Below are 21,746 nucleotides of genomic sequence, written 5' to 3' on the forward strand. Positions count from 1 at the left end.
TCTGAATCAGTTCAGTTTAAACTACAACCCTATTTACCCTCTTTTGCGAGTCTATCACCTACTAAACTAAAAACATCTCTTCCGCGCGGGAAGAGATGTCTGTCTACTTAATTGATTCCGATTAATAGATGCCGACTGCGTCAAACGATTTCGCGGCAGCGACGGCTTGTATGCTCGTCGAACCGTAAAGGTCTTTAGCCGATTGGACGACCGCTTGGCGAAGACTCGAGAAGTTCGAAGTCGGTGTCAAGTAGACCGTGAGGGCGCGGTAGTAGATGTCCCCCATCTCCATGACGCCGACACCTTGGACCGAGACACCGTAATGCGATCCGCCATTCCCTAACAAGTAGGCCGCTTTGTTGACGATTCCTGAGTTGATATGGACACCGCCATTGTCTTGCGTTCCTGTATAACGCACCGAATAGTGATCCGGGTCACCGTAAGCGGCCGGGTTCGACATCGAACGTAGAGCGTCCCCCGCAACGCCTGGCGTGTAGATATCCTCCCCGACCAACCAGTCAAAGTTCGATCCGACACTGTATTCAGCGACCGTACCAAAGATATCAGACACCGCTTCGTTGATCGCACCCGATTCATTCTGGTAAATCAAGCCGGCCGTGTACTCGGTGACAGCGTGTGACAACTCGTGGGCGACGACATCGAGCGCACCCGAGAGGTATGTGAACGTCTGTCCATCCCCGTCCCCGTAAACCATCTTGCTGCCGTCCCAGAACGCGTTGTTGTAACTGCGGCTGTAATGGACCGTCGAGTTGAGGGCCGCCCCGTTGTTGTCGTAACTATTGCGGCCGTAAGTGTTTTTAAAGAAATCGTACGTTTTCGTCGCATTCACGTGCGCACTGACCGCTGCCCGGTCATACGTCGTGTTCAACACGTTATCGACATCGGCCCAAAGTGATCCGGGAAGACGTGTCTGGTTTCCGGCATCGTACGTGTAGATGCCTTTACCGCGCGTCGAGTCTTGTAAATAGTAGTATGACCCGCTCTTCGTCGTCTTGAACGTCTGACTCTGTCCGAGCACGTCGATCCCCGTCCCGGTAAACGTCGTTCCGGTAATGCCGTTCGTCGGTTTGGCGTGGGCCAACTGGTTGTATTTGTTCAACACCTCGCCGCTCGTCGCATCGATGAAGTACGTCCAACGTGAGGGTTCCTCAGCATCGAGGATCGTCCCGGTCACCTCATAGGCATAAGCCGCTTCACCTTTGTTCGGGTAGATGACGAGTTCCGCTGCCGGCTCGAGCTCGTAGGCGCCTGTATGACCGACAAGTTCTTTATAGCGGGCGATCGCTTTTCGTTCGTTCAGTTTGATCGATTTATGTAGTCCTTTCAGTTGTTTCGTGTCATCGACGACCGTCTTCAATTGCCCGGCCTCGTCGACCACTCCGACGACGATACCGCCGAATACAGGAACACCGTCCACCGTTTGTTGAAGTTTGACGACTTGTCCGACTTTGTCGCGCTTCGATTCGATCGTCTTGAATTCTCCTTTCGCTTTGGAGAACTCTTTGACGATCGTCACCGGCGCCTCAGTCGATGGTTTTGTCAACGCGCCTGTCTTCAGTTCTGCCGCCCCGGCGAATTGTGGAACGAGTAAGACGCCTGCAATCAGTGATGTCGATAAAACTTTTTTCATATGTGTTTCCCTCCTTATGTGGTGTCTCTTACTTTACATAGTTTCCCACAGTTAAGGAATCCAACTTATTGATTATTTTGACAATTCTAACTATTGAGACATTTAACCTATTCAGTCTTCCTGTTTAGTGCTTTCAACCGTATAAAAAAAGCGCCACCGGGATGGTGACACTTTCTCATTTAATAGACATCTTTTTGAGTGAAGTGATAGAACGCGTACGCCAAAGCCGCAAGCGACCAAGCAAAAATGACGATGAGCGAGAACGGCAGCGTCATCCCATCGATCGGCGGGGCTTGTCCCTCGAGATAGGTATGAAGACCGAAGTTGACGTTCACCAAGTATTTCGAGCTGTCCCAGTTCGAACCGAGCGACGTGAGGAGCGGTCCCGAAATGAGGATGGCCATCATGATCCCGATCCCGGTCGCCGTATTTTTGACGAGGACCGAAATCATGAGTGCGATCGTACCGACGGCCGCCACGACGAACCACGATAGACCGACCGACATGAGCAAGTATTGCCACATCGGCAACGTATGGACGAAGTCGGTCGAGAACGTCCCGGTCGCTGAGGCCTGGAATCCGGTCAAGATCGGTGCCGTCCAACCGTCCCATCCGAGCACGATCCCGGAAATGGCGTAACTGACGAACGCCGTGATGAAGATGAGGATCGATGTGTACAACAGCGTCGTCATCCATTTCGCCAACAAAATCTTAAAGCGCCGGACCGGACGTGACAACAGCGTCTTGATCGTCCCGTCATTATGCTCGCCGCTGACGATGTCTGCCATCAGAACGATGATGAACAGCGGCAGGACGAGCGTCGTCCCTTGGGAGAAGAAGACACGCATGAACGTCGGCGCCCCAGGATAACTCGGGTTGATGTCGTTATCTAAGTAGTATTGATTTTGTTGCACTTGGAACTCGAGGATTTGCCGGAACTCGTCTTGGACGTTCGCCGAGGCGAGCCGGTTTTGCGTATCGACGATCTCTTGCTGCAAGTCGACACGCCAGTCAATCGTCCCTTGCTCTTCACGCTGCTTCTCGATTTGACGATAGTTGGCGTACGTGAACATCGAGACGAGTACGACGAGGATGACCGAGACGACCAATAGTCGTCGCTTATTATGGATCTTCAACACTTCGTTACGAATCAGGCCGAGTAAAGATGGATTAGACAATATGGTCACCCCCGGTCAATGTGATAAACAGTTCTTCGAGCGTCTGAACACGTCGTTCGAGACCAAAGACTTCCACATCTCGATCAAGCAAATAACGATTTAATCGGGCCGTGTCTTCTAAGTTCATCGAGACACGGATCGTCCGTTCGTCGACGACGTCCGCCTGCTCGATCGATTCAAAACCACGAACAATCGGCAACACCTCAAAACTGTCCGCCACTTGAACGTCGACCGTCGACGCCAATTCATTGATCAGCTCTTGAACGGTACCGACTTTCACAATCTTGCCGCGCGACATGATGGCGACACGGTCAGCGAGCAACTCAATTTCCGCCAAGATGTGGCTTGAAACGAGCACACTGAGTCCGGTCTCTTCGACGAGGCGACGGATAAACAGTCGCAAATCACGGATCCCCATCGGATCGAGCCCGTTCGTCGGTTCATCTAAAATCAAGACACGCGGGTTGTTGAGCATCGCTTGCGCGATCCCAAGCCGTTGGCGCATCCCGAGCGAGTACGTCTTCACTTTGTCATCGATCCGGGCCGTCAAATCGACGAGGTCGATCACTTCTTGAATCCGGGCCTCCGTGATACCCGGTAACATGCGCGCGAACACGTTCAAGTTCTCGCGGCCACTCAAAAATTTATACAGCTCGGGATTCTCGACAATCGCCCCGATCTGGTTCATCGCTTGGACGAACTGGCGCTCGACGCCAAAACCGCAAATCGAGACGGACCCTTTCGTCGGTTTGATCAAGCCGACGATCATCCGGATCGTCGTCGTCTTACCAGCACCGTTCGGTCCTAAAAAGCCGAACACTTCCCCAGGAAACACATCGAACGAGATATCGTCGATGATGGTTTTTTTCCCGATTACTTTTGTCAAATGGTCTATTTTCAATGTTGGTTGCATCGTCTCACCTCAACTCTATTCTAGCGGACTCGTCCGCTTCTGTCCTATTCGAACATTCACATAGGGCAGGTTCAAATATATTTGATATGATGGTCTCATAGAAAGTGAGGTCATCAGATGAAAAATGGGAAATGGTATGCCTTTTTAATCGGCTCTGTCTTATTGACGGCAACGGCCTTGTTTGGTCTTTGGATCGGGTATCAAGACATCGTCAACCCGCCGGAGCGTACGCTCTCGGTCAGCGAAGATACGAGACCTGAACCAGACGGCGAAATTTTCGTCGCTCTCGGTGATTCAATCACACGCGGCGTCGGTTCGACGTCAGGCGCCGGTTACGTTCAACCGGTCAGCGCCGCTCTCGAAGACCAAGATATCCGCACACAAAACTTGGCCATATCGGGGGCACGCACCGAGGACCTGCTCGCTCAGCTCGCTCAGCCGGAAGTTCAGCGGACAATCAAAAACGCCCGCTACATCACGCTAACGATCGGCGGCAACGACCTGTTCAACCGGGGCGAGAACGTCGATAACTTCGAATCTGTCGATATCGAACAAGTCGTCACGGACGCTAAAGCAAACTTAAATGATATCTTTGCAGAAATCCGTGGTCTGAACGACACGGCTCAAATCGTCTATATCGCGCTTTACAACCCGTTCCCCGAGAACACGAACGGACAGGCGTTCAACCAGCTGATTCTCGACTGGAACGCTGCGGCGGCTAACCTTGGGAATACGTACCGCATCGACGTGATCGATCCGTTCGCGTACGTGAGCGACGTCACCCGAGACCTCGCAAGCGATCAGTTCCACCCGAGCGATCGGACGTATGAAAAACTTGCCGATGACATTTTATTTATCCTCGACTAAATACGTTTGGCCTGATCACATGGATCAGGCCATTTTTACCGTTCATATTGGATAAGCCACGTCTCGTCGACTCGTTTCATCGCCGTGCCGTACCAACCCGTCTTCAATAATTCGACTTGGCCGTCCGTATCACTCATCTCAAGCCACGCCGTCTCACCTAACGGTCGCCAACCCGTATGCAGTTCTTTCATAAAGATATAACGAAGTTTACCGCCATACTTTTGTTTGAGTGCGCCAATTCTTAGACCCAGGACAAACTTGTCCTTCAAGCTCGGGATGTTGAACGGGGCGACGGTCGCACAGACGAGGTCAAACCGTTCATCTTGGCTCAATTCTTCCATCAACAGCTTACCTAAATGTTGCTGCAAACGGTAGCCCCGATAAGACGGATCGACGTTCGTCACCTCTTGGTAGATGATGCGATCGAGTTCATCCTCACGCCGCCCGATGTCACGACCTAAATGTTCGTCATCGAGCGGCGGGATGAGCAACGCCCGAAACGCAATCAACGCATCTTTGTGGAACGCGCCGATGATCGTCTGATCCGACAACAGCTTCATGAATTCGTCTGTCGTGAGCGCTTGGTAATGGCTACCTTCGGCAAGATCAGCAATCACGGTTTGTTGCACCGCTTCGATGGCCGTCAAGTTCATATCGGTCAAATGCCGAACGTCGAGTTCAAGTCCATTGCATTCACCGTGCCACATGATCGGCGCCTCCGACTTCATAGTAATCGGTCGTCAGGCGACGGAGCACGTCCTCATCGACGTCGACACCGAGACCCGGACGGTCGTTCAAGCGGATGAACGGTAAATCGTACGTCAAATTGCCGACGTCCGTAGCGAACCGGAGCGGGCCGGTCAGTTCGACCGATTGAACGATTTTGCTCGAGAACGCGACGTGAAAGCCCGCGCTCGAAGCGATCGACGATTCGACCATCGAGCCGATTTGACACTCGATACCGGACATCTCGGCCATATGGACGAGTTTTTTCGCCGGATAGATGCCGCCGCACTTCATCAATTTCACGTTCACTTTATGCGCCGCTTGCATCATCGTCAAGCGGCGCATGTCGGCGACACCCCGTACCCCTTCGTCAATCATAAGCGGGACCGATATTTTGCCTTTGACTTCGAGCATTCCTTCAAAATCGTCGGCTTTGACCGGTTGCTCGACCCAATCGATATCGAACGGTTCGAGCTTACGCATCGCCTGCAGCGTCTTTGCCGCGTTTACCCAGCCTTGGTTGACATCAACACGGATTGGGACGTCAGGACCGACCGCTTGCCTTACTGCCGCGACACGACGGACGTCCGAGGCGACATCGACGCCGACTTTCATTTTGACGGCCGTGTAACCTTCTCCGACCTGTTCCGACGCTTCCGCCGCCATCGCTTCAGGCTCACCGATACTTAAGACGTGTGTGACCAGGAAGGCGTCGTGATAGCGTCCGCCGAGCAACTCGTAGATGGGTTGTCCGAGCTTCTTCCCGATCAAGTCATGACAAGCGATGTCGAGCGCTGCCTTGGCCGCTGGAACGTCACGGATGGCCCGGTCCATCTCGTCGTGAATCCGTTCTAGATGCATCGGGTTCCGTCCGATCAACAGTGGACCGAGCAAGTGGCGAATGACACTGATCGTACTCTCAAGCGACTCGCCCGTCACGTGTTCGTCGGCAACCGCCTCACCGTACCCGACGAGACCGCATTCGGTCGTCATCTTGACGATTACCGACGGCATGACGTCATAGCGATGGTAGCTGACGATGAACGGGACTTTGAGCGGTAGTTCAATCGCAAACAGTTCTATTTTTTCTAGTTTCATGATAAGAGCTCCTTTACATTTAAAAGTTCATTGTATATATTGTCGTTAAATAGTCGCTAAATTGCAAGGAGGAGTTTTCGTATGTCGATTCATTTAGCAATCGTCGGTTCGGCCGACTTCGTCGCTACCATCACGGCGCTGGCCCCTGATTATGAAGATGTTCGCTTCGCCTACTATACGTATAAACATCCGCACGAGGCGGCCACGATCGCCAAACAGCTCGGTTCGTTCGACGGCGTCTTCTTCTCGGGCTCGTTCCCTTATTCGTACGCGCTGCCTTATCTCAGTACGAATATGGCGCACCACGTCGTCCAAGACGAGACCGTGCTGTTGACGACGCTCTTGTCGGCGGCGCTCACTCGTGCCGTCTCCCTCGAACACGTGTCGATCGATGTGATCGAGCCGAAACGGTTGGCGGCGATTTTATCGTCCCTCCCCGCAGTGACGACCCCACCTCATTTGATGAAGATTCATCCTGACGTCGACTTTCAAGACGTATTCGCGTTTCACGCGGACTTACAACCCGCTCAAACGAACTTGGCCTTGACGAGCATCGAGCGTGTCCACAGCCAATTGCAAGAGCAAGGCTATGAGAGTCAGCTCATGATCGAGCCGCCGAGTACGATCCGGTCCCATCTCGAGCAACTGATTCAACGTGTTCGGCAACTGTTGGCGGACAACGCTCAATTTTCAATCATTTTATATGATACCGATTCTGAGGCGCTCCGCGACCATTTGGCAACGGTTCACTATATCGGCGGACATCTCGAAACGACGGACGGTCCCTCGACCGCTCTGTTGACGACGAAAGGCGAGACGATCAGCGCCCTCGAAGAAAACACGCTCGCCCCCGCGTCTTTTGACTCTTCAATCGGGATCGGCTACGGCACCCAATACCAACAAGCTTACGAACATGCACAAATCGCCTTGTCTGCAGCCACCGACGAACGAGTCCGCATCGTTGACGACTCGAAGCGATTGTCTTTCCCGAAACGCGACGACGTGACTTCTTACCGTGTGACCGAAGAAGTTGCGTTCGATATCGTCAAACAAGTCGGCATCAGCCCGGCCAACGCCGGCAAGATCATCCGATTCTCGAAACGCAAACTCGAGTTCACCGCCAAAGAGCTGACCGACTACTTGAACGTCTCGCGACGGACGACCGAGCGGCTCATCAAAAAACTACACGACGCATACCTTGTCAGCGTCATTGGTGAAGAAATGAGCTACGCCCAAGGCCGCCCCCGCGCCGTCTATAAATTCAATTTCCCGGCCTAGAGGGCCGGGAAATTTTTATAATGCTGCTTGATCTTCGACTTGTGTTTCTGCTTGCAACACCGTGATCCGTTCGATCGTGAACCCTGTGAACGCATAGATGATCGAGATGACCGGGACGACGAAGTTGAGCACGGCGTACGGCGCGTACTCGAACGCCCCGACACCGAGCGTCCCGAGAATGAACACCCCGCACGTGTTCCACGGGATGAACACTGACGTCAGCGTGCCGCCGTCCTCGAGCGCCCGGGACAAGTTCTTCGAGTGGAGCCCCATCTTCTCATAGGCCCCGGCAAACATGCGTGCCGGCACGACGATCGATATGTATTGCTCGGAACACGTCGCGTTCGTCGCAATCCCGGCGAGAATCGTCGACGCGATCATCGAGCCGGCCGTCTTCGCCAGTTTGACGATCTGGTTCATGATTGATTGCAGCATCCCCGAATACTCCAAAATCCCCCCGAACGTCATCGCGACGATCGTCATCGAGACGGTATACATCATTGCGTCGAGCCCACCTCGACTGAATAAATTATCGACGAGCTCATTGCCGGTGTCGATGACATAGCCGCTTTGAAGCGCACCGACGCTATCCGAGAGCGATCCGCCTTGAATGACGACTTGGGCCAGGAAGCCGAGCGCGATCCCGACGACGAGTGCCGGGATGGCCGGTACTTTTTTCGTGACGAGCACGATGACCGCGAGCGGAATCAGTAGCAACCAAGGCGAAATGACGAAACTGTCCTCCAAAATGCCGAGCGTCTGCACGATATCTGAAGGATTCGTCGCCGTATCATTGAAACGCGTCCCGAGCCACCAATAGACGCCAAGCGCGATGATGAGTCCCGGAATCGTCGTATAAAGCATATGACGGATGTGGACGAACAAGTTCGTATGCGTCAAACCGGCCGCAAGGTTCGTCGTATCCGACAGCGGCGACATCTTATCGCCGAAGTAGGCGCCCGAGATGACGGCACCTGCGACCATCGGCGCCGGAATCCCCATGCTGAGCCCAATGCCCATCCCGGCGACACCAATCGTCCCCATCGTCGACCACGAACTGCCGATCGACAAAGCAACGACCGCACAGATGAGACAGATCGTCACGAGGAAGTAGGCCGGCGAGATGATCTTCAACCCAAAATATATCATCGTGGCGACAACGCCTCCCCCGATCCAGGCGCCGATCGTCAAACCGACCAAGATGATGATGACGACCGCCGGCAAGGCGAGCCGTATCCCCTTGTACATCATCTCCTCGATGTCTTTCCATTTGTAGCCGTGACGCCACGCGACAAGCGAAGCGGTCGCCGTCCCGACGATGAGCGGGATGTGTGGTCCTTGCTCGAGTTTGACGATGGCGACGAGCATGACCCCGATCATGACAAGTAGCGGTAAGAGCGCCCAACCGAGCTTCATGTCTTGCCTGTTCCCCTGCAGTTCCATGTAAATTCCTCCCCGTTAGCGAAAATTCAGAATTGTCGTTATATTGTCGCTAATGAGAATATGATAACGCTTACATAAGAAGTTGGCAACAAAAAAATGGACGGCAAGCTCACGCCCCGTCCATTTCGTTTCACTTTATCGTATTGCAACCGCTCGGCGTAGCGTCTCGGCGAGCAAAGCCGCCCCTTCAGGCAAGACGTCGCGGTCGAACGTCATCTGCGGGTGATGCAGTCCCGGCGTCAAATTTGCCCCGATCCCGATCATCGTGGCATCGAGTCCCGGTTTCTCGACCGTGTAAAAATGAAAATCGTCACTTCCTGACGTCACGATGCGATTGACGAGCGCGTCCTCGCCATGGAGTGCGGTGATCGCTTCTGCTGTAATCCGGCTCGAGTGTTTCCCGATCTCGGCACCCGGCGTGAAGTCTTGCCATTCCAACTCGATTTCGACGCCATGCAGCACGCTAATTTGATGCAATATCGTCTCGAGACGGTCACGAAGCTCGAGCAGTTCTTTGTTTTGTTGGGCCCGCACGTCAATCGAGAACGTGGCGTTGCCCGGAATGATGTTCATGTTGTCACTTCCTGCCTGGACACCGGTCAGCTTGATCGAATGCGGCTCAAACGGCGACAGATAGATGCTTTTCAACATCTGTTGAATCGTGAAGACGACGTCGAGCGCATTCTGACCTTGGTGTGGCCTCGCACCGTGGGCATCGTCCCCGATGATCCGTCCTTTCAAGAACAAAGCGGCGCCGTGTTGAATCGCAGCGGCGTATTGGCCGCGCTTCAGCTCTTCGAGCGGGCGCAAATGAATGCCGTACAAGTGGCTGACATCGTCAAGTGCCCCTTTATTGATCATCGCGAGCGAGCCGTTACCTTGTTCTTCCGCCGGTTGGAAGATAAAGCGGATCCGTTTCGAGAGCGCCTCGTCCTTTAACAGCTCGAGCGCGCCGAGCACCATGCTTATGTTGGCGTCGTGGCCGCACGAATGATTAGCCCTGAACTCTCCGTCGACTTGTTGCCATAAGGCATCGATATCGGCTCGGACGGCGATAACGTCGGCACCGGTGCCGATTTCAGCGATGACACCCGTCACGTCGTCAAACGTCTCGTGACGCACGTTCCATGACGCCAAGATGTCCGCAATCGTCTTCGTCGTCTTTTCTTCTTTCCAACTCACTTCCGGATGAGCATGAAAATGCTCGAACCAGTTCAGTACGTTCGTAGTCATGATTGATTCCCCCGTTATGTAGTCACAGTTTCTTGACGCCTTTGATCAACACCCATTGCAGCGGCAGTCGACCCCATGTCACCCATTTTGGTAACGTCTTGCCCCCGATCCGGGATGGTTTGAGTGCCATATTGATGTTTGCCGGGAACACGGCAATCAAAAAAGCTGGCAACGTCTTCTTGACGAAACCGGTCCCTTTGTTCAAGAGCAACAACACGCCATAGACGACTTCAATCACACCGCTAGCCTGTACCATGAAGCGCTTGAACGGCCATGATTTCGGAATAATCGACATGAAGGCGCGCTCTTGAACGAAATGCATGATGCCGGCCCCTAAAAATAACACACCGTATAACTTACGAATCACGTTATCCCCTCCTTTTTCTAAGCATAACAAAAAAGATGGGCATCGTGCCCATCTTTACAACGCGTCTCCGTTCGCATTTTGAATCTCGACATCGACCGTTTCGGTCTTGCCGTCCCGGACGTACTCGATCGTGACGACGCCGTCCGTGTCACGAATCAATTCGCTCCGCAAATCGATGAACGAGGACACGGGTTGATCGTTGATTTTGACGATGACGTCACGAGCCTCAAGGCCCGCTGCCGCCGCCGAACTGTCCGCCTGCACGTCGACGATAATCGTCCCGGCCGTCACCGACTCCGGTAGCTTGATCTGTTCAGTCAAATAACCAGGCGGGAACTCATTAACGTCACGCAATGAGACACCGAGCGACGGATGGTTTACTTCTCCGGTCTGCTCAATTTGATTGATGAGCGGCAACGCGATGTCGACCGGAATCGAGAAGCCGACCCCTTCGACAGAATCGGTCGCGATTTTCATCGAGTTGATCCCGATCAACTGACCGGATTCATTGATCAACGCCCCACCAGAGTTACCGGGGTTGATGGCCGCATCCGTTTGGATGACTTCGGCATTAAAGTCCGCTTGTCCGTTCTCGTCCGTATCGACCGGTACGAGACGCGACGTCGAAGAGACGATCCCGCGTGTGACCGAGTTCTCAAACTGTCCGAGCGGGTTACCGATGGCGATGACCGTCTGCCCCGGTTTCAATTCGCTCGATTTCCCGATCTTAATCACAGACGATACGTTGTCCGCGTCGACTTCGAGCACGGCCAAATCGTACGTCGCATCGCTTCCCATGAGCTTCGCATCAGCAGTTGAACCGTCGTTGAACGTGACGGTCAGACGGTCGGCGCCATTGACGACGTGATGGTTCGTGACGATGTAAGCCGAGCCATTTTCTTTTTTATAGATGACCCCTGATCCGACACCCGCTTCGACCGCTTCGTTCGAGAATCCGCTCGCCGCGAAGTTGTTCACGGTCACGACTGCCGGTTGTGCCACCGCGACCGCATTGGTGACCGATGTGTCTTTGATGTTCGATGAGGTTTGGACAGGTGTCCCGTCTGACGTCACATTCGTATTCGACGTGACGTCAGGTGCTTGATCGATAAACGGTAACCCAATCGCACCGGTCAACAACGCCCCGGCGACGCCGCCGATGAACCCTGGGAACATCCGGCTCATGAAAGAGGGCCGAGCGACTTGTTCTGCTTGCGGAGGCTCAGGCGCCCGCTTTGACGAACCTAGCTCTGTATCTAACCAATCTTCATGTCGATTTTGTTCATTTGGCCGATCATTTCGTTCCATAACATGTCATCTCCTCAATGATGTTTCCTCTAACTTCTACCCTGAGTATAATAGAAGCCGGCACCGTTTCATGGAATTGACGGAACGATTACAAGATTCTTCACAATTTGCGTCAATTTCGTCAGACGATGTCGTTCCGTAACGTGCCGAGCCCGGAAATCGTCACTTCGACCCGGTCTCCGGACTGGAGGTAGACCGGTGGCTTCATCCCATGTCCGACCCCGGCTGGCGTCCCGGTCGCGATGATGTCACCCGCTTCGAGCGTCATCCCTGCTGAGAGCGTCCGAATCAGTTCATCGATCGGTCGGATCATGTCATCTGTCGATCCGAGCTGACGGTTTTCCCCGTTCACGTCTGTGCGGATTGACAGTGGAAATTCGAGTTCTTCCGGCGTGACGATAAATGGTCCGAACGGACAGAACGTGTCGAACGACTTGCCGCGGAAAAACTGGACGTGCTGCTTTTGCACGTCTCGTGCCGTAATATCGTTAATGATGGTATACCCAAAAATGTGGTCCTCGACGTCTTGAATGTCGCGTCCTGACTTTCCGATGATGACGGCGAGCTCGCCCTCATAGTCAAGTTGGTCGGTAAGCGCTGCATGACGCTCGACGATGGCATCAGGACCGACGACCGAGGTCGGTGCTTTCGTGAAGATGACGAGCTTACCGGCTCCCGCCGTATCCATCTCTTTCACGTGCTCCTCGTAGTTTTTCCCGATACAGATGACATTTTTCAGCGGCCGGTATGGCGCTTGAAGTTTGACGTCTTCGAGCGCTCGTACGCTTGCGACGTCTAGATCGATATCCGGTTTAAATTCGCGCGCGATTACTTCTAACAATGAGTTCGTATGTAGTTGATCACTGACATCATATACTTGGTCCGCTTCGACCACCCCGACTCTTGTCTCCCCTTCGATTTCATAGCTACACCATTTCATAATGATTTCCCCCTTTTTTGTTAGTATACAAAAAATCGGGGCGTTGTCGCCCCGATCACGCTTTGTTCAGAAAAATGATCCGCTGGTTGCTCGACCCCCGGAAACGGAGCGAGCGGTCCATGAGCGGCTGCTCGAAACGCCCGTCGACGAGCACGTCGGCGTGGTCAAGGACGATGTCGATGTCCTCATTTTCTAGCTGTTGTAGCGCTTCTAACGTGTAGCCAGTATAGATCCAGACGTTCTTCCCGAGTGTCTTGCAACCGCGCACGACCTCCGACAGCTCAGCCGGTTGCAGGAACGGTTCACCGCCCGATATGGTCACGCCTTCCCATGCGGCCGTCTCGACACGGTCCAACAACTCTTCGACCGAGATGTCACGACCGCCTCGCGGATTCCACGATTCAGGGTTGTGACAGCCCGGGCAACGATGTGGACAGCCTGCTGTAAAAATCACGGTTCGAATGCCCGGACCATCGACGACCGATTCTTCAAGTACGGATAGGACGCGCATGATGTTTCACCCTCGCTCGTTCTTCTTCTCGTTTCGCCGAATTCCATCGATCCATCGTCCCGACCAAATAACCGGTGATACGACGGATCCGCTCGATCTGATTTCGTTCCCCGCACGTCGGGCACGACTCGTCGATGATTCCTTCTAGACCGCAACTCCCGCAACGATCGACCGGATGATTGATCGAGCCATAGCCGACGTCATGAGCCCGCATGAGCCGCACGATCGATTCAACCGCTTCCGGGTTATGGGCGAGCGAACCGTCGACCTCGACGTACGTAATATGTCCGGCGTCACATAAGGCGTGATATGGTGCCTCGATTCGAACCTTGTCCCGGATTGAGACGTGTTGATAAACTGGGACGTGGAACGAATTCGTATAAAATGCGCGATCTGTCACACCGGCGATCATCCCGAATTCGTGTTGATCGTTTAACACGAACTTCCCGGACAATCCTTCGGCCGGCGTCGCCAGTAGCGAAAAGTTTAAATCATGATCGTCCCCCGCCTGCCTCATCCGGTTCGCGAGATGGGTCACGATATCAAGACCGATACGTTCTGCTTCCCTCGATTCAACGTGCGTCCCGCCAACGAGGACGCGTAGCGCTTCGGCGAGACCGATGAAGCCGAGCGACAACGTCCCTTGTTTTAACACGTCTCGTAATTCCGATTCAGGCAAAAGTGTCTCACTCCCCCGCCAGACGTGCTGCGCATAAAGAAAGCGGAATTCATCCGCATGTCGCTTGCATTGATAGTCGAAGCGCTCGAGCAATTGCTCGATGGCGATGTCAACGAATCCATCCAACGTCTTATAAAACGACTCGATATCGGATGACACGAGTGCCATCTTCACTAAATTCAACGTCGAGAACGATAAATTACCTCTTCCGATCGACGTCTCTGCCCCATGACGGTTTCCCATCACTCGTGTCCGGCAGCCCATGTAGGCAACTTCTGAAGCATGTGTCCCGTCATAGTACTGAAGGTTGAACGGCGCATCGACGAACGAGAAGTTCGGGAACAACCGCTTGCCCGTCACGCGGCATGCGTGGCGGAACAAATCGACGTTCGGGTCCCCGTCATTGAAATTGACGCCTTCCTTTACTTTGAAGATTTGAATCGGGAAAATCGGCGTCTCCCCGTTACCTAATCCTCGCTCTGTCGCTTTTAACAACTCGCGGATAAACACCCGTCCCCACCGACTCGTGTCGGTGCCGTAGTTGATCGACACGAACGGAACTTGACCGCCGCCGCGCGAGTGCATCGAGTTGGCGTTATGGATAAACGCCTCGCACGCCTGGTACGTCGCCGATACGGTTTCTGCTTCAGCAATCTGTTGTTGTTGTTCCGCCGTCAGCTCAATCGGTAGTCCGTTCAGCCGCTCGAGTTGACGTTCATACGTCTTCTCGACGTAAGGAGCGAGATCGACGTCAAACATCGGGAACGCCTGTCCCCCGTGTTGCATGTTCTGATTCGCTTGAAGAATGATCGAGGCGAGCGCCAGCGCCGAACGAATGTCCTGCGGGGGACGAATCGTCCCGTGTCCGGTGTGGAACCCGTTCGCGAGTAACTCTCCGAGCGGGATTTGACAACACGTCGTCGATCCGGTCACATAGTAATCGGCGTCATGCACATATAAGTAATTATCACGGATCGCTAGACGTGACCGTTCCGACAATAGATACGTGGTCGATAATTGTTTTGACACTTCTGAAGATAAGCGCGCTAGTTTGCCGAGTGGCGACTTCCCGTCGACGTTGGCGTTCTCTTGGATCAAATCTTGATCTGGTAGCACACAGACATCATTATAAAGCTGGAGCATGTTCACTCCGCATCACCTCGCTATATATTGATTATTTAACTTCTGATAACCGATAAAAATTCTATATATAGATTATGTCACGTTTTATCGATTTGAGGCACGTCGATATTGTGACAGTTGCAACCGATCCCGAACGTAAAAAAACAGCCGAATCCCTGATATGGGCTCGACTGTGCGTTTCGTGATGTATGTCATACTTCTTTGGCTGGCTTGACGATTTTCAGTTCGACTTCTTCTTGCTCTGACTCTTGTGCTTCACGCAATCCTTTAGCGTTCAACCATGTATAGATTGCTCCCATGAATAACGCGCCTCCGATAATGTTTCCGAACGTAGCCGGAATCAAGTTGTGGATGGCTCCAGCAAAGCTGATTGCTTCTGGATGCGGAACAACGAGTGTGAGTGCGAACAAGACGAAGTTGGCGATGACGTGATCAAACCCTGAAGCGAAGAAGACGGCCACTAGGAAGATCATCGAGAAGATTTGGGCAAATTCATTTTTCATCTGTTTCGGCAAGAAGATGGCGAGACAGACCATCCAGTTACAGAAGATGGCTCTAAAAAAGATTTCGACTGTCGTATGATGCATCTTGCTCTCGACGACGGCAAATAACCAGTTGTTCATGCCGAGCTCTTGAATGACTCCAGTCGGCGCGAGCAACAAGGCGAAAAGAATGCCGCCGAGCGCGTTCCCGACGAAGCAAAGCAACCAGACGAGCATCGTATCACTCAGCGTCGTATAGCCACGCATCGTTGAAGTCGTAAAATACATCGTATTCCCGGTAAATAGTTCAGCGCCTCCGTAGATGATCATGACGAGCGCGATCCCGAACGAGAATCCCCCGATGAGCGTCGTAAATGGTGAATCTACAAGATACATGCCGTTGACGACTTTTAATGTGAAGATTGATGCGAACCCGATAAAAATCCCCGCGAGCATTGCCCGTAAAAAATATTCCATCGGCCGATAGTGAATCATCGCTGAGGAAGCCTGTGCTTTCTTCCGTAATGATTCGAGTGCATGGATTTCCATTGATGCCATGTCACAAACCCTTCTTTCTGTTTAAATGAACCATATAATAAGAACAAACATGTGAAATCATTAACAATATAAGCCCGGAGCGACATTTTTGCAACTGCCCATTCGAACTGTTGACACACTTTTCACATCGTAATCGGTTACATTTGTCGGATTTGTGACTAAAAAAAGCGACCCTTCGTAAAGGGCCGCATGAAACCAATTATGCTTTCTCAGAAGAATCTGTCGTCTCATCAGTCGATTTTTCTGGAGCTGAAGCTTCTTCACCTTCAGTTTCCTCTTCTTCGACTGCTACCGGCTCGTTCACTGATGCGATTTGAAGATCGCCTTCAGATAAAATTTCATAATCCTTATTCTCCGGAATGTCAGCAACTGTGAGTGAGTCACCGATCTCTAGCTCACTAACGTCGAGCTCGATTCGCTCTGGGATGTTAGCAGGTGTTGCCGAAACAGTGACTTTATAGAGTGCTTGCGACAAGAAGCCGCCTTCTTTGACACCTTTCGCGTCGCCGACGAGTGTGACGTCTGCTTCAACTTCAGTTGCCTCATCCATTTTGACTGCCATGAACTCGACGTGCTTGTATGTGCTCGTGAACGGGTCAACTTCCGTCCCGTGAACGAGTGTGTTTACTTTCTTGCCGTCGATGTTAAGTTCGATCAAGGCGTTGTCACCGTGTTCACGGAGAATCTTGCGCAATGCCATTTCTTCAAACGCGACTGGTGTGCTTTCGACTTTGTAGCCGTAAACGACACCAAGTACTTTTCCTTCTTTACGCAAGTTTGTTCGAACCGAACGTGGTCGTAATTCTCGTGTCGTTACTTTAAGCGTGTCTGTCATAATCATTTCCCCCTACTGGTTTATGAATCATGTCTACATCTTGAGGGTGAGGCAGTGTGAACTCCACCTCTCAACCTCGATGCGTTTGACGACATGTGTATATTGTTCCCATACCTAAGCATCCATAAACGTTACAGTCGGTTAAAATAAGATTACAACGTTTGTCACATGACACGTTTGAACAACTTCTCGAGTTCATACGTACTCCACTTCACTAAAATCGGACGTCCATGCGGACACGTATACGGGGACGTCGTCTCGCCAAGGTCGCGGATCAACTGTCGCATCATCTCGAGGTTTAACGGATGGTTCGCTTTGATCGATCGTTTGCACGCCATCAGAATCGACGCCTCTTCGCGATATTTAGCGATATCGATTGATCGGTCCCGAATTGCCATCTCGATCAAATCACGGACTGTCCCTTCGAGATCGTGCTGCGGATACCATGTCGGGATTTCCCGGACGAGAAACGTATTGCCTCCGAACGCCTCTAAATCGAGTCCCGCTTCTTTAAGAAGTGGGGCGACTTCTTCGATTGCGAGCGTCTCTTGTTGGGTGAACTCGAGCGTGAGTGGCAACAGCAACAACTGGTACTCTTTTTCAGGCTGGCCGAGTTGGTCATAAAACAGCTCGTACTTGATGCGTTCTTGGGCGGCGTGTTGGTCGATGATGTACATGCCATCGTCCGCGCCGCAGACGATGTAACTGGCATGGAGCTGACCGATGACGTCGAGCGCCGGTAGCCGGCTTTCCGCCTTTTCAAGCCGTGGTTCTTCTAGCCGCACTGTTTCAACCGGTGTCTCTTGAACGAGTGGTGTCGGCGACCAGCGACTCGGAGATGTGACCGGCTCGCGTGGGATCGGATAGTTCCATGCGTTCGGCTCAACTGTTGTGTCTGAGCGTTCGACAGTGAAATCAAGCTTCGATTGCTCTGTCGGAACGGACGGCTGTCTTGGTTTGACCGACGGGATCAACCGTTGCTCCCGAAGTGTCAGCTGAACCGTCTCCCGGATCAGTTGACAGAGTTCCTTCTCTTTTGACAGCCGCACTTCCCGCTTCGTCGGATGGACGTTGACATCGATCAGCATCGGGTCCATGTTCACTTCGAGCACAGCGATCGGGTAACGACCGATCGGCAGAAGCGTATGATAGCCTTCGAGCACGCTTTGCGTGAGCGCGAAATTTTTGATGCTCCGCCCGTTCAAGATCAAAGTCACATACTGTTTATTTGAACGCGTCACTTCGGGCCGCACGAGGTGAGCACTCAAGCTGTAGTCATTCGTCTTGCTCGACGCCGTCACGATTTGGGCGGCGACTTGCCGACCGTAGATCGCGAGCATGACTTGCTTGATGTCCCCGTTCCCGTTCGTTCGGAGCAGCTCTTTGTCTTCATGGAAAGCCGTCAATCGAACTTCCGGGTGTGACAAGGCGATCCGGTTCAACGTGTCGGTGATGCTCGCGAGCTCGGTCGCAGACGTTTTCAAGTATTTCAAACGGGCTGGCGTATTATAGAACAATTGACTGACCGTGATTTCTGTCCCGACGTTCGCAGCAGTCGGTGTTTGCTCGATCACGACGCCGCCATGTAGCGTCATCTCAAAGCCGGCCTCATCAGCCCGGCGCGACTTCAACGTGACGTGACTGACCGAGGCGATCGAGGCGAGCGCCTCGCCCCGGAATCCGAGCGTCCGGATCCGGAACAAATCATGTTCGTCTCGTATCTTGCTCGTCGCATGTCTTAAAAAAGCACGGGCCGCGTCATCCTCGTAAAAGCCGTGGCCGTTATCCCGCACTTTGATGAGCCGGATCCCGGCCTCTTCTAGCTCGACTTCCACTTTCGTCGCGCCGGCATCAATCGCGTTTTCGACGAGTTCTTTCACGACCGATGCCGGTCGTTCGACAACTTCCCCAGCCGCAATCCGGTTGGCTAACTGTTCTGGCAACTCTTGAATGATCCCCATCGACTCACCCTTTCTTCGCAGACTGTTGGAGCGCATAGAGCGCCTGCATCGCCTCGATCGGGTTCATCGCTAAAAGATCGAGTTCGAGCAATTGTTGTTTTAACTCATCTTTTGTCTCGAACAAAGAGAGCTGAGCGGTTTCATCACTCGACTTCTTCGTTATCGGGTCAGTCGGGGCAGCGACCCGCTCTTTCTCTTGTTCGAGCTCTGTTAAGATCGTCCGGGCTCGTTCGATGAGCGATTGCGGCAAATCGGCCAGTTCCGCGACGTGGATGCCGTAAGACTTGTCGGCCTTGCCTGGATGAACTTCATGCAAGAAGACGACGCGTCCGTCGCGTTCGATGGCGCGGACGTGGACGTTCTCGAGCGTCGGGATCGTCGTTTCGAGGACGGTCAGCTCATGATAATGCGTCGAGAACAGCGTCTTCGCGCCGATTGAGGAGGCGATATATTCGACGATCGCTTGCGCGAGCGCCATCCCATCATACGTCGACGTCCCGCGCCCGATCTCATCAAGCAAAATCAGGCTGTTCGCCGTCGCCTCGGTCACTGCCTGGCGCGTTTCGGTCATTTCGACCATAAACGTGGACTGACCGCTCACGAGGTCGTCCGCTGCCCCGATGCGAGTGAAGATGCGGTCAAACAGCGGCAGTTCGGCCGCCTCGGCCGGGACGAACGATCCGATTTGGTGCATGATCGCGATCAACGCGAACTGGCGCATGTACGTCGATTTACCGGACATGTTCGGTCCGGTGATCAACAGCATCTGACGCGAGTCGTCAAGCGTCAAGTCGTTGGCGACATAGTCACCGCGTGGCAGAACCGTCTCGATGACCGGGTGCCGGCCGCGATCGATTTGAACGTTTGCGGACGCTGTCGGACGCACGTAGTCCCGCTTTTCGGCGACGATCGCCAAAGCGAGCAGGACGTCAAGTTCACTGAGCGACCGTGCGAGCTGTTGCAACCGTTTCGTCTCGAGTTTGACTCGGTCGCGCAGTGTGACGAACAAGTCATACTCGAGCGTGCAGCTCTTCTCTTCCGCACCGAGGATGAGCGCTTCTTTTTCTTTCAGCTCGGGCGTGACGTAGCGTTCGGCGTTCGTCAGCGTCTGTTTCCGCTCGTACCGACCTTCTTCGAGTAAACGGGCGTTCGCTTTCGTCACTTCGAGATAATACCCGAAGACACGGTTGTAGCCGATCTTTAATGACTTGATCCCGGTCGCGATCCGCTCTTGTTGCTCCAGGTTGGCGATCCACGACTTCCCGTTCGCTTTCGCTTCAAGCAACTGATCGAGCTCTTCAGAATAGCCTTTGCGAATCATTCCGCCTTCTTTCGTCGAGATCGGTGGAGATTCGACGAGCGCCGCTTCAAGAAGCGCCGCCAAGTCTTCGAACGTGTCCAAGTCCTCATGGATATGATGCAACCGGCTTGATGCGACCGCTTCGAGCATCACGCTCAAAGCCGGGATGCGTGCTAGTGTGTCGCGCAATTGTACGAGATCGCGCGCGTTCGCCGTCCCGTAGCCGACTTTCGCGACGAGCCGCTCGATATCATAGACGTGTTTCAATTCGTCCCGGAGTTGGTCGCGCAGCATGAAATCGTCAAGTAAGTTCTCGACCGCGTCTTGACGCTCATGGATCGCTTGCTCTGTATAGAGCGGTTGTTCGAGCCAACGCTTTAAAAGACGTCCACCCATGGCGGTCGTCGTCTCGTCGAGCAGTGATAAGAGTGAGCCTTTCCGTTCTCCGGACCGGGCCGAGCGGAACAGTTCTAAATTGCGTGCCGTATTCGGGTCGAGCTGCATGTGGGCCTCGACCTCATAGGCGATCGCCGGCTGCAAGTGGTCGAGCGCCCGCTTTTGCGTCCGTGTCAAATAGGCGTACAGCAAATCAAACGCGCTCACTTGGGCGTCGTCTTTCGCCGATGCGGACAGTTCGCTCGACCGGCGTTCGACTTGAATCGACAGCGGGATCCCGAGCGGTTGCAACATGTCCGCGAGCTGATCGTCATCGACTAATATCTCACTCGGGACCAATCCTTCGACTTCACGGAGGACCGCTTCTTTCGTCGGCAACGTCGTCAGCCAAGATTCACCTGTCGTCACGTCACCACGGGCGACCCCGTAGGTTTCACCAACTTTGGCGACGGCGACCAAATAACGGTTGTCTTTGTCTCCGAGCGCGGCCATGTAAGTACCTGGCGTGATGACTTGGATGACTTCCCGCTTCACAAGGCCTTTTGTCGCTTTCGGATCTTCCATCTGCTCACAGATTGCGACGTTGAATCCTTTTTCGATCAACTGCTCGATGTAGACGGCTGCCGAGTGATGCGGGACTCCACACATCGGGATCGGATGCTCTGCGTTTTTGCCGTTTTTCGCGGTGAGCGTCAATTCGAGTTCTTTCGCCACGATTTGGGCGTCTTCAAAAAAGAGCTCGTAAAAGTCACCGAGCCGGTAAAATACAAAGGCGTCAGGATAATCTGCCTTGATTGAAAAGTATTGCTTCATCATCGGTGTCTGATGTATCGCTTCCATTTCGTCTCACCTCTATAAAGTAGAACAGCTGACCAAAGG

Annotated in this window: 18 protein-coding genes; 2 read left to right on the plus strand and 16 right to left on the minus strand. The window is 53.3% G+C overall.

Translation table 11 applies throughout. The annotated features are described in order from the left end of the window. Nucleotides 1-121 precede the first annotated feature (121 nt). The 3 genes from EVJ22_RS10010 to EVJ22_RS10020 form a co-directional block, all read right to left on the minus strand. Entirely contained in the window at nucleotides 122-1,651 is a 1,530-nt protein-coding gene (locus EVJ22_RS10010) for a M4 family metallopeptidase (protein WP_131443854.1), read from the minus strand. Nucleotides 1,652-1,830: 179 nt separating this feature from the next. Beyond that, the gene (locus EVJ22_RS10015; RefSeq protein WP_071397396.1) at nucleotides 1,831-2,829 is read right to left on the minus strand and encodes an ABC transporter permease; all 999 of its coding nucleotides are present in this window, start codon (nucleotides 2,827-2,829) and stop codon (nucleotides 1,831-1,833) included. Further along, nucleotides 2,822-3,742, minus strand: a complete 921-nt coding sequence (locus EVJ22_RS10020) for an ABC transporter ATP-binding protein (protein WP_131443855.1) — start codon at nucleotides 3,740-3,742, stop codon at nucleotides 2,822-2,824. Before EVJ22_RS10020 ends, EVJ22_RS10015 begins: the two co-directional genes overlap by 8 nt. 117 nt (nucleotides 3,743-3,859) lie before the next feature. Between EVJ22_RS10020 and EVJ22_RS10025 the strand changes: the two genes are divergently transcribed. Next, nucleotides 3,860-4,609, plus strand: a complete 750-nt coding sequence (locus tag EVJ22_RS10025; RefSeq protein ID WP_071397395.1) for a GDSL-type esterase/lipase family protein — start codon at nucleotides 3,860-3,862, stop codon at nucleotides 4,607-4,609. A 35-nt stretch (nucleotides 4,610-4,644) separates the two neighbouring features. Here the strand turns inward: EVJ22_RS10025 and EVJ22_RS10030 are convergent, their stop codons facing one another. Next, nucleotides 4,645-5,316, minus strand: a complete 672-nt coding sequence (locus EVJ22_RS10030) for a hypothetical protein (RefSeq protein WP_131443856.1) — start codon at nucleotides 5,314-5,316, stop codon at nucleotides 4,645-4,647. After that, nucleotides 5,303-6,433, minus strand: a complete 1,131-nt coding sequence (locus EVJ22_RS10035; protein WP_131443857.1) for a mandelate racemase/muconate lactonizing enzyme family protein — start codon at nucleotides 6,431-6,433, stop codon at nucleotides 5,303-5,305. Before EVJ22_RS10035 ends, EVJ22_RS10030 begins: the two co-directional genes overlap by 14 nt. Nucleotides 6,434-6,514: 81 nt before the next feature. On the opposite strand from EVJ22_RS10035, the gene EVJ22_RS10040 reads away from it, so the two are divergent. Further along, nucleotides 6,515-7,711: an HTH domain-containing protein gene (locus EVJ22_RS10040; RefSeq protein ID WP_131443858.1), complete on the plus strand. Its 1,197-nt coding sequence runs from the start codon at nucleotides 6,515-6,517 to the stop codon at nucleotides 7,709-7,711. 15 nt (nucleotides 7,712-7,726) lie between these two features. On the opposite strand, the gene nhaC is transcribed toward EVJ22_RS10040, so the two are convergent. The 11 genes from nhaC to mutS all read right to left on the minus strand — a co-directional run bounded on the left by nhaC (nucleotide 7,727) and on the right by mutS (nucleotide 21,707). Further along, nucleotides 7,727-9,127, minus strand: a complete 1,401-nt coding sequence (gene nhaC / locus EVJ22_RS10045) for a Na+/H+ antiporter NhaC (protein ID WP_370246370.1) — start codon at nucleotides 9,125-9,127, stop codon at nucleotides 7,727-7,729. Nucleotides 9,128-9,289: 162 nt separating this feature from the next. After that, a complete protein-coding gene (locus EVJ22_RS10050; protein WP_131443859.1) occupies nucleotides 9,290-10,387 on the minus strand; it encodes an amidohydrolase in 1,098 nt (365 codons plus the stop codon). Nucleotides 10,388-10,409: 22 nt separating this feature from the next. Next, the gene (locus tag EVJ22_RS10055; RefSeq protein WP_173647363.1) at nucleotides 10,410-10,754 is read right to left on the minus strand and encodes a DoxX family protein; all 345 of its coding nucleotides are present in this window, start codon (nucleotides 10,752-10,754) and stop codon (nucleotides 10,410-10,412) included. Nucleotides 10,755-10,808: 54 nt separating this feature from the next. Then, complete coding sequence (locus tag EVJ22_RS10060; RefSeq protein WP_131443860.1) at nucleotides 10,809-12,062, minus strand: S1C family serine protease; 1,254 nt, start codon at nucleotides 12,060-12,062, stop codon at nucleotides 10,809-10,811. Between the two features lie 121 nt (nucleotides 12,063-12,183). After that, nucleotides 12,184-13,002: a fumarylacetoacetate hydrolase family protein gene (locus tag EVJ22_RS10065; RefSeq protein ID WP_131443861.1), complete on the minus strand. Its 819-nt coding sequence runs from the start codon at nucleotides 13,000-13,002 to the stop codon at nucleotides 12,184-12,186. Nucleotides 13,003-13,057: 55 nt separating this feature from the next. Continuing rightward, entirely contained in the window at nucleotides 13,058-13,513 is a 456-nt protein-coding gene (nrdG, locus tag EVJ22_RS10070; RefSeq protein WP_131443862.1) for an anaerobic ribonucleoside-triphosphate reductase activating protein, read from the minus strand. Continuing rightward, the gene (locus EVJ22_RS10075; RefSeq protein ID WP_131443863.1) at nucleotides 13,491-15,335 is read right to left on the minus strand and encodes an anaerobic ribonucleoside triphosphate reductase; all 1,845 of its coding nucleotides are present in this window, start codon (nucleotides 15,333-15,335) and stop codon (nucleotides 13,491-13,493) included. The genes nrdG and EVJ22_RS10075 overlap by 23 nt, the downstream gene beginning before the upstream one ends. A gap of 191 nt (nucleotides 15,336-15,526) precedes the next feature. Further along, nucleotides 15,527-16,366, minus strand: coding sequence for a formate/nitrite transporter family protein (locus EVJ22_RS10080; protein ID WP_070327936.1), 840 nt, complete (start codon nucleotides 16,364-16,366; stop codon nucleotides 15,527-15,529). 208 nt (nucleotides 16,367-16,574) lie between these two features. Beyond that, nucleotides 16,575-17,210 (minus strand): 50S ribosomal protein L25/general stress protein Ctc, encoded by a 636-nt coding sequence (locus EVJ22_RS10085; protein WP_131443864.1) that lies wholly within the window; start codon nucleotides 17,208-17,210, stop codon nucleotides 16,575-16,577. A 164-nt stretch (nucleotides 17,211-17,374) separates the two neighbouring features. Further along, nucleotides 17,375-19,171, minus strand: coding sequence for a DNA mismatch repair endonuclease MutL (gene mutL / locus EVJ22_RS10090; protein WP_131443865.1), 1,797 nt, complete (start codon nucleotides 19,169-19,171; stop codon nucleotides 17,375-17,377). A gap of 4 nt (nucleotides 19,172-19,175) precedes the next feature. Beyond that, the gene (mutS, locus tag EVJ22_RS10095) at nucleotides 19,176-21,707 is read right to left on the minus strand and encodes a DNA mismatch repair protein MutS (protein ID WP_070327372.1); all 2,532 of its coding nucleotides are present in this window, start codon (nucleotides 21,705-21,707) and stop codon (nucleotides 19,176-19,178) included. Nucleotides 21,708-21,746 lie beyond the last annotated feature (39 nt).

Origin of the sequence: Exiguobacterium sp. SH0S7 (assembly GCF_004337195.1) — a bacterium.
Lineage (GTDB): Bacteria > Bacillota > Bacilli > Exiguobacteriales > Exiguobacteriaceae > Exiguobacterium > Exiguobacterium aurantiacum_A.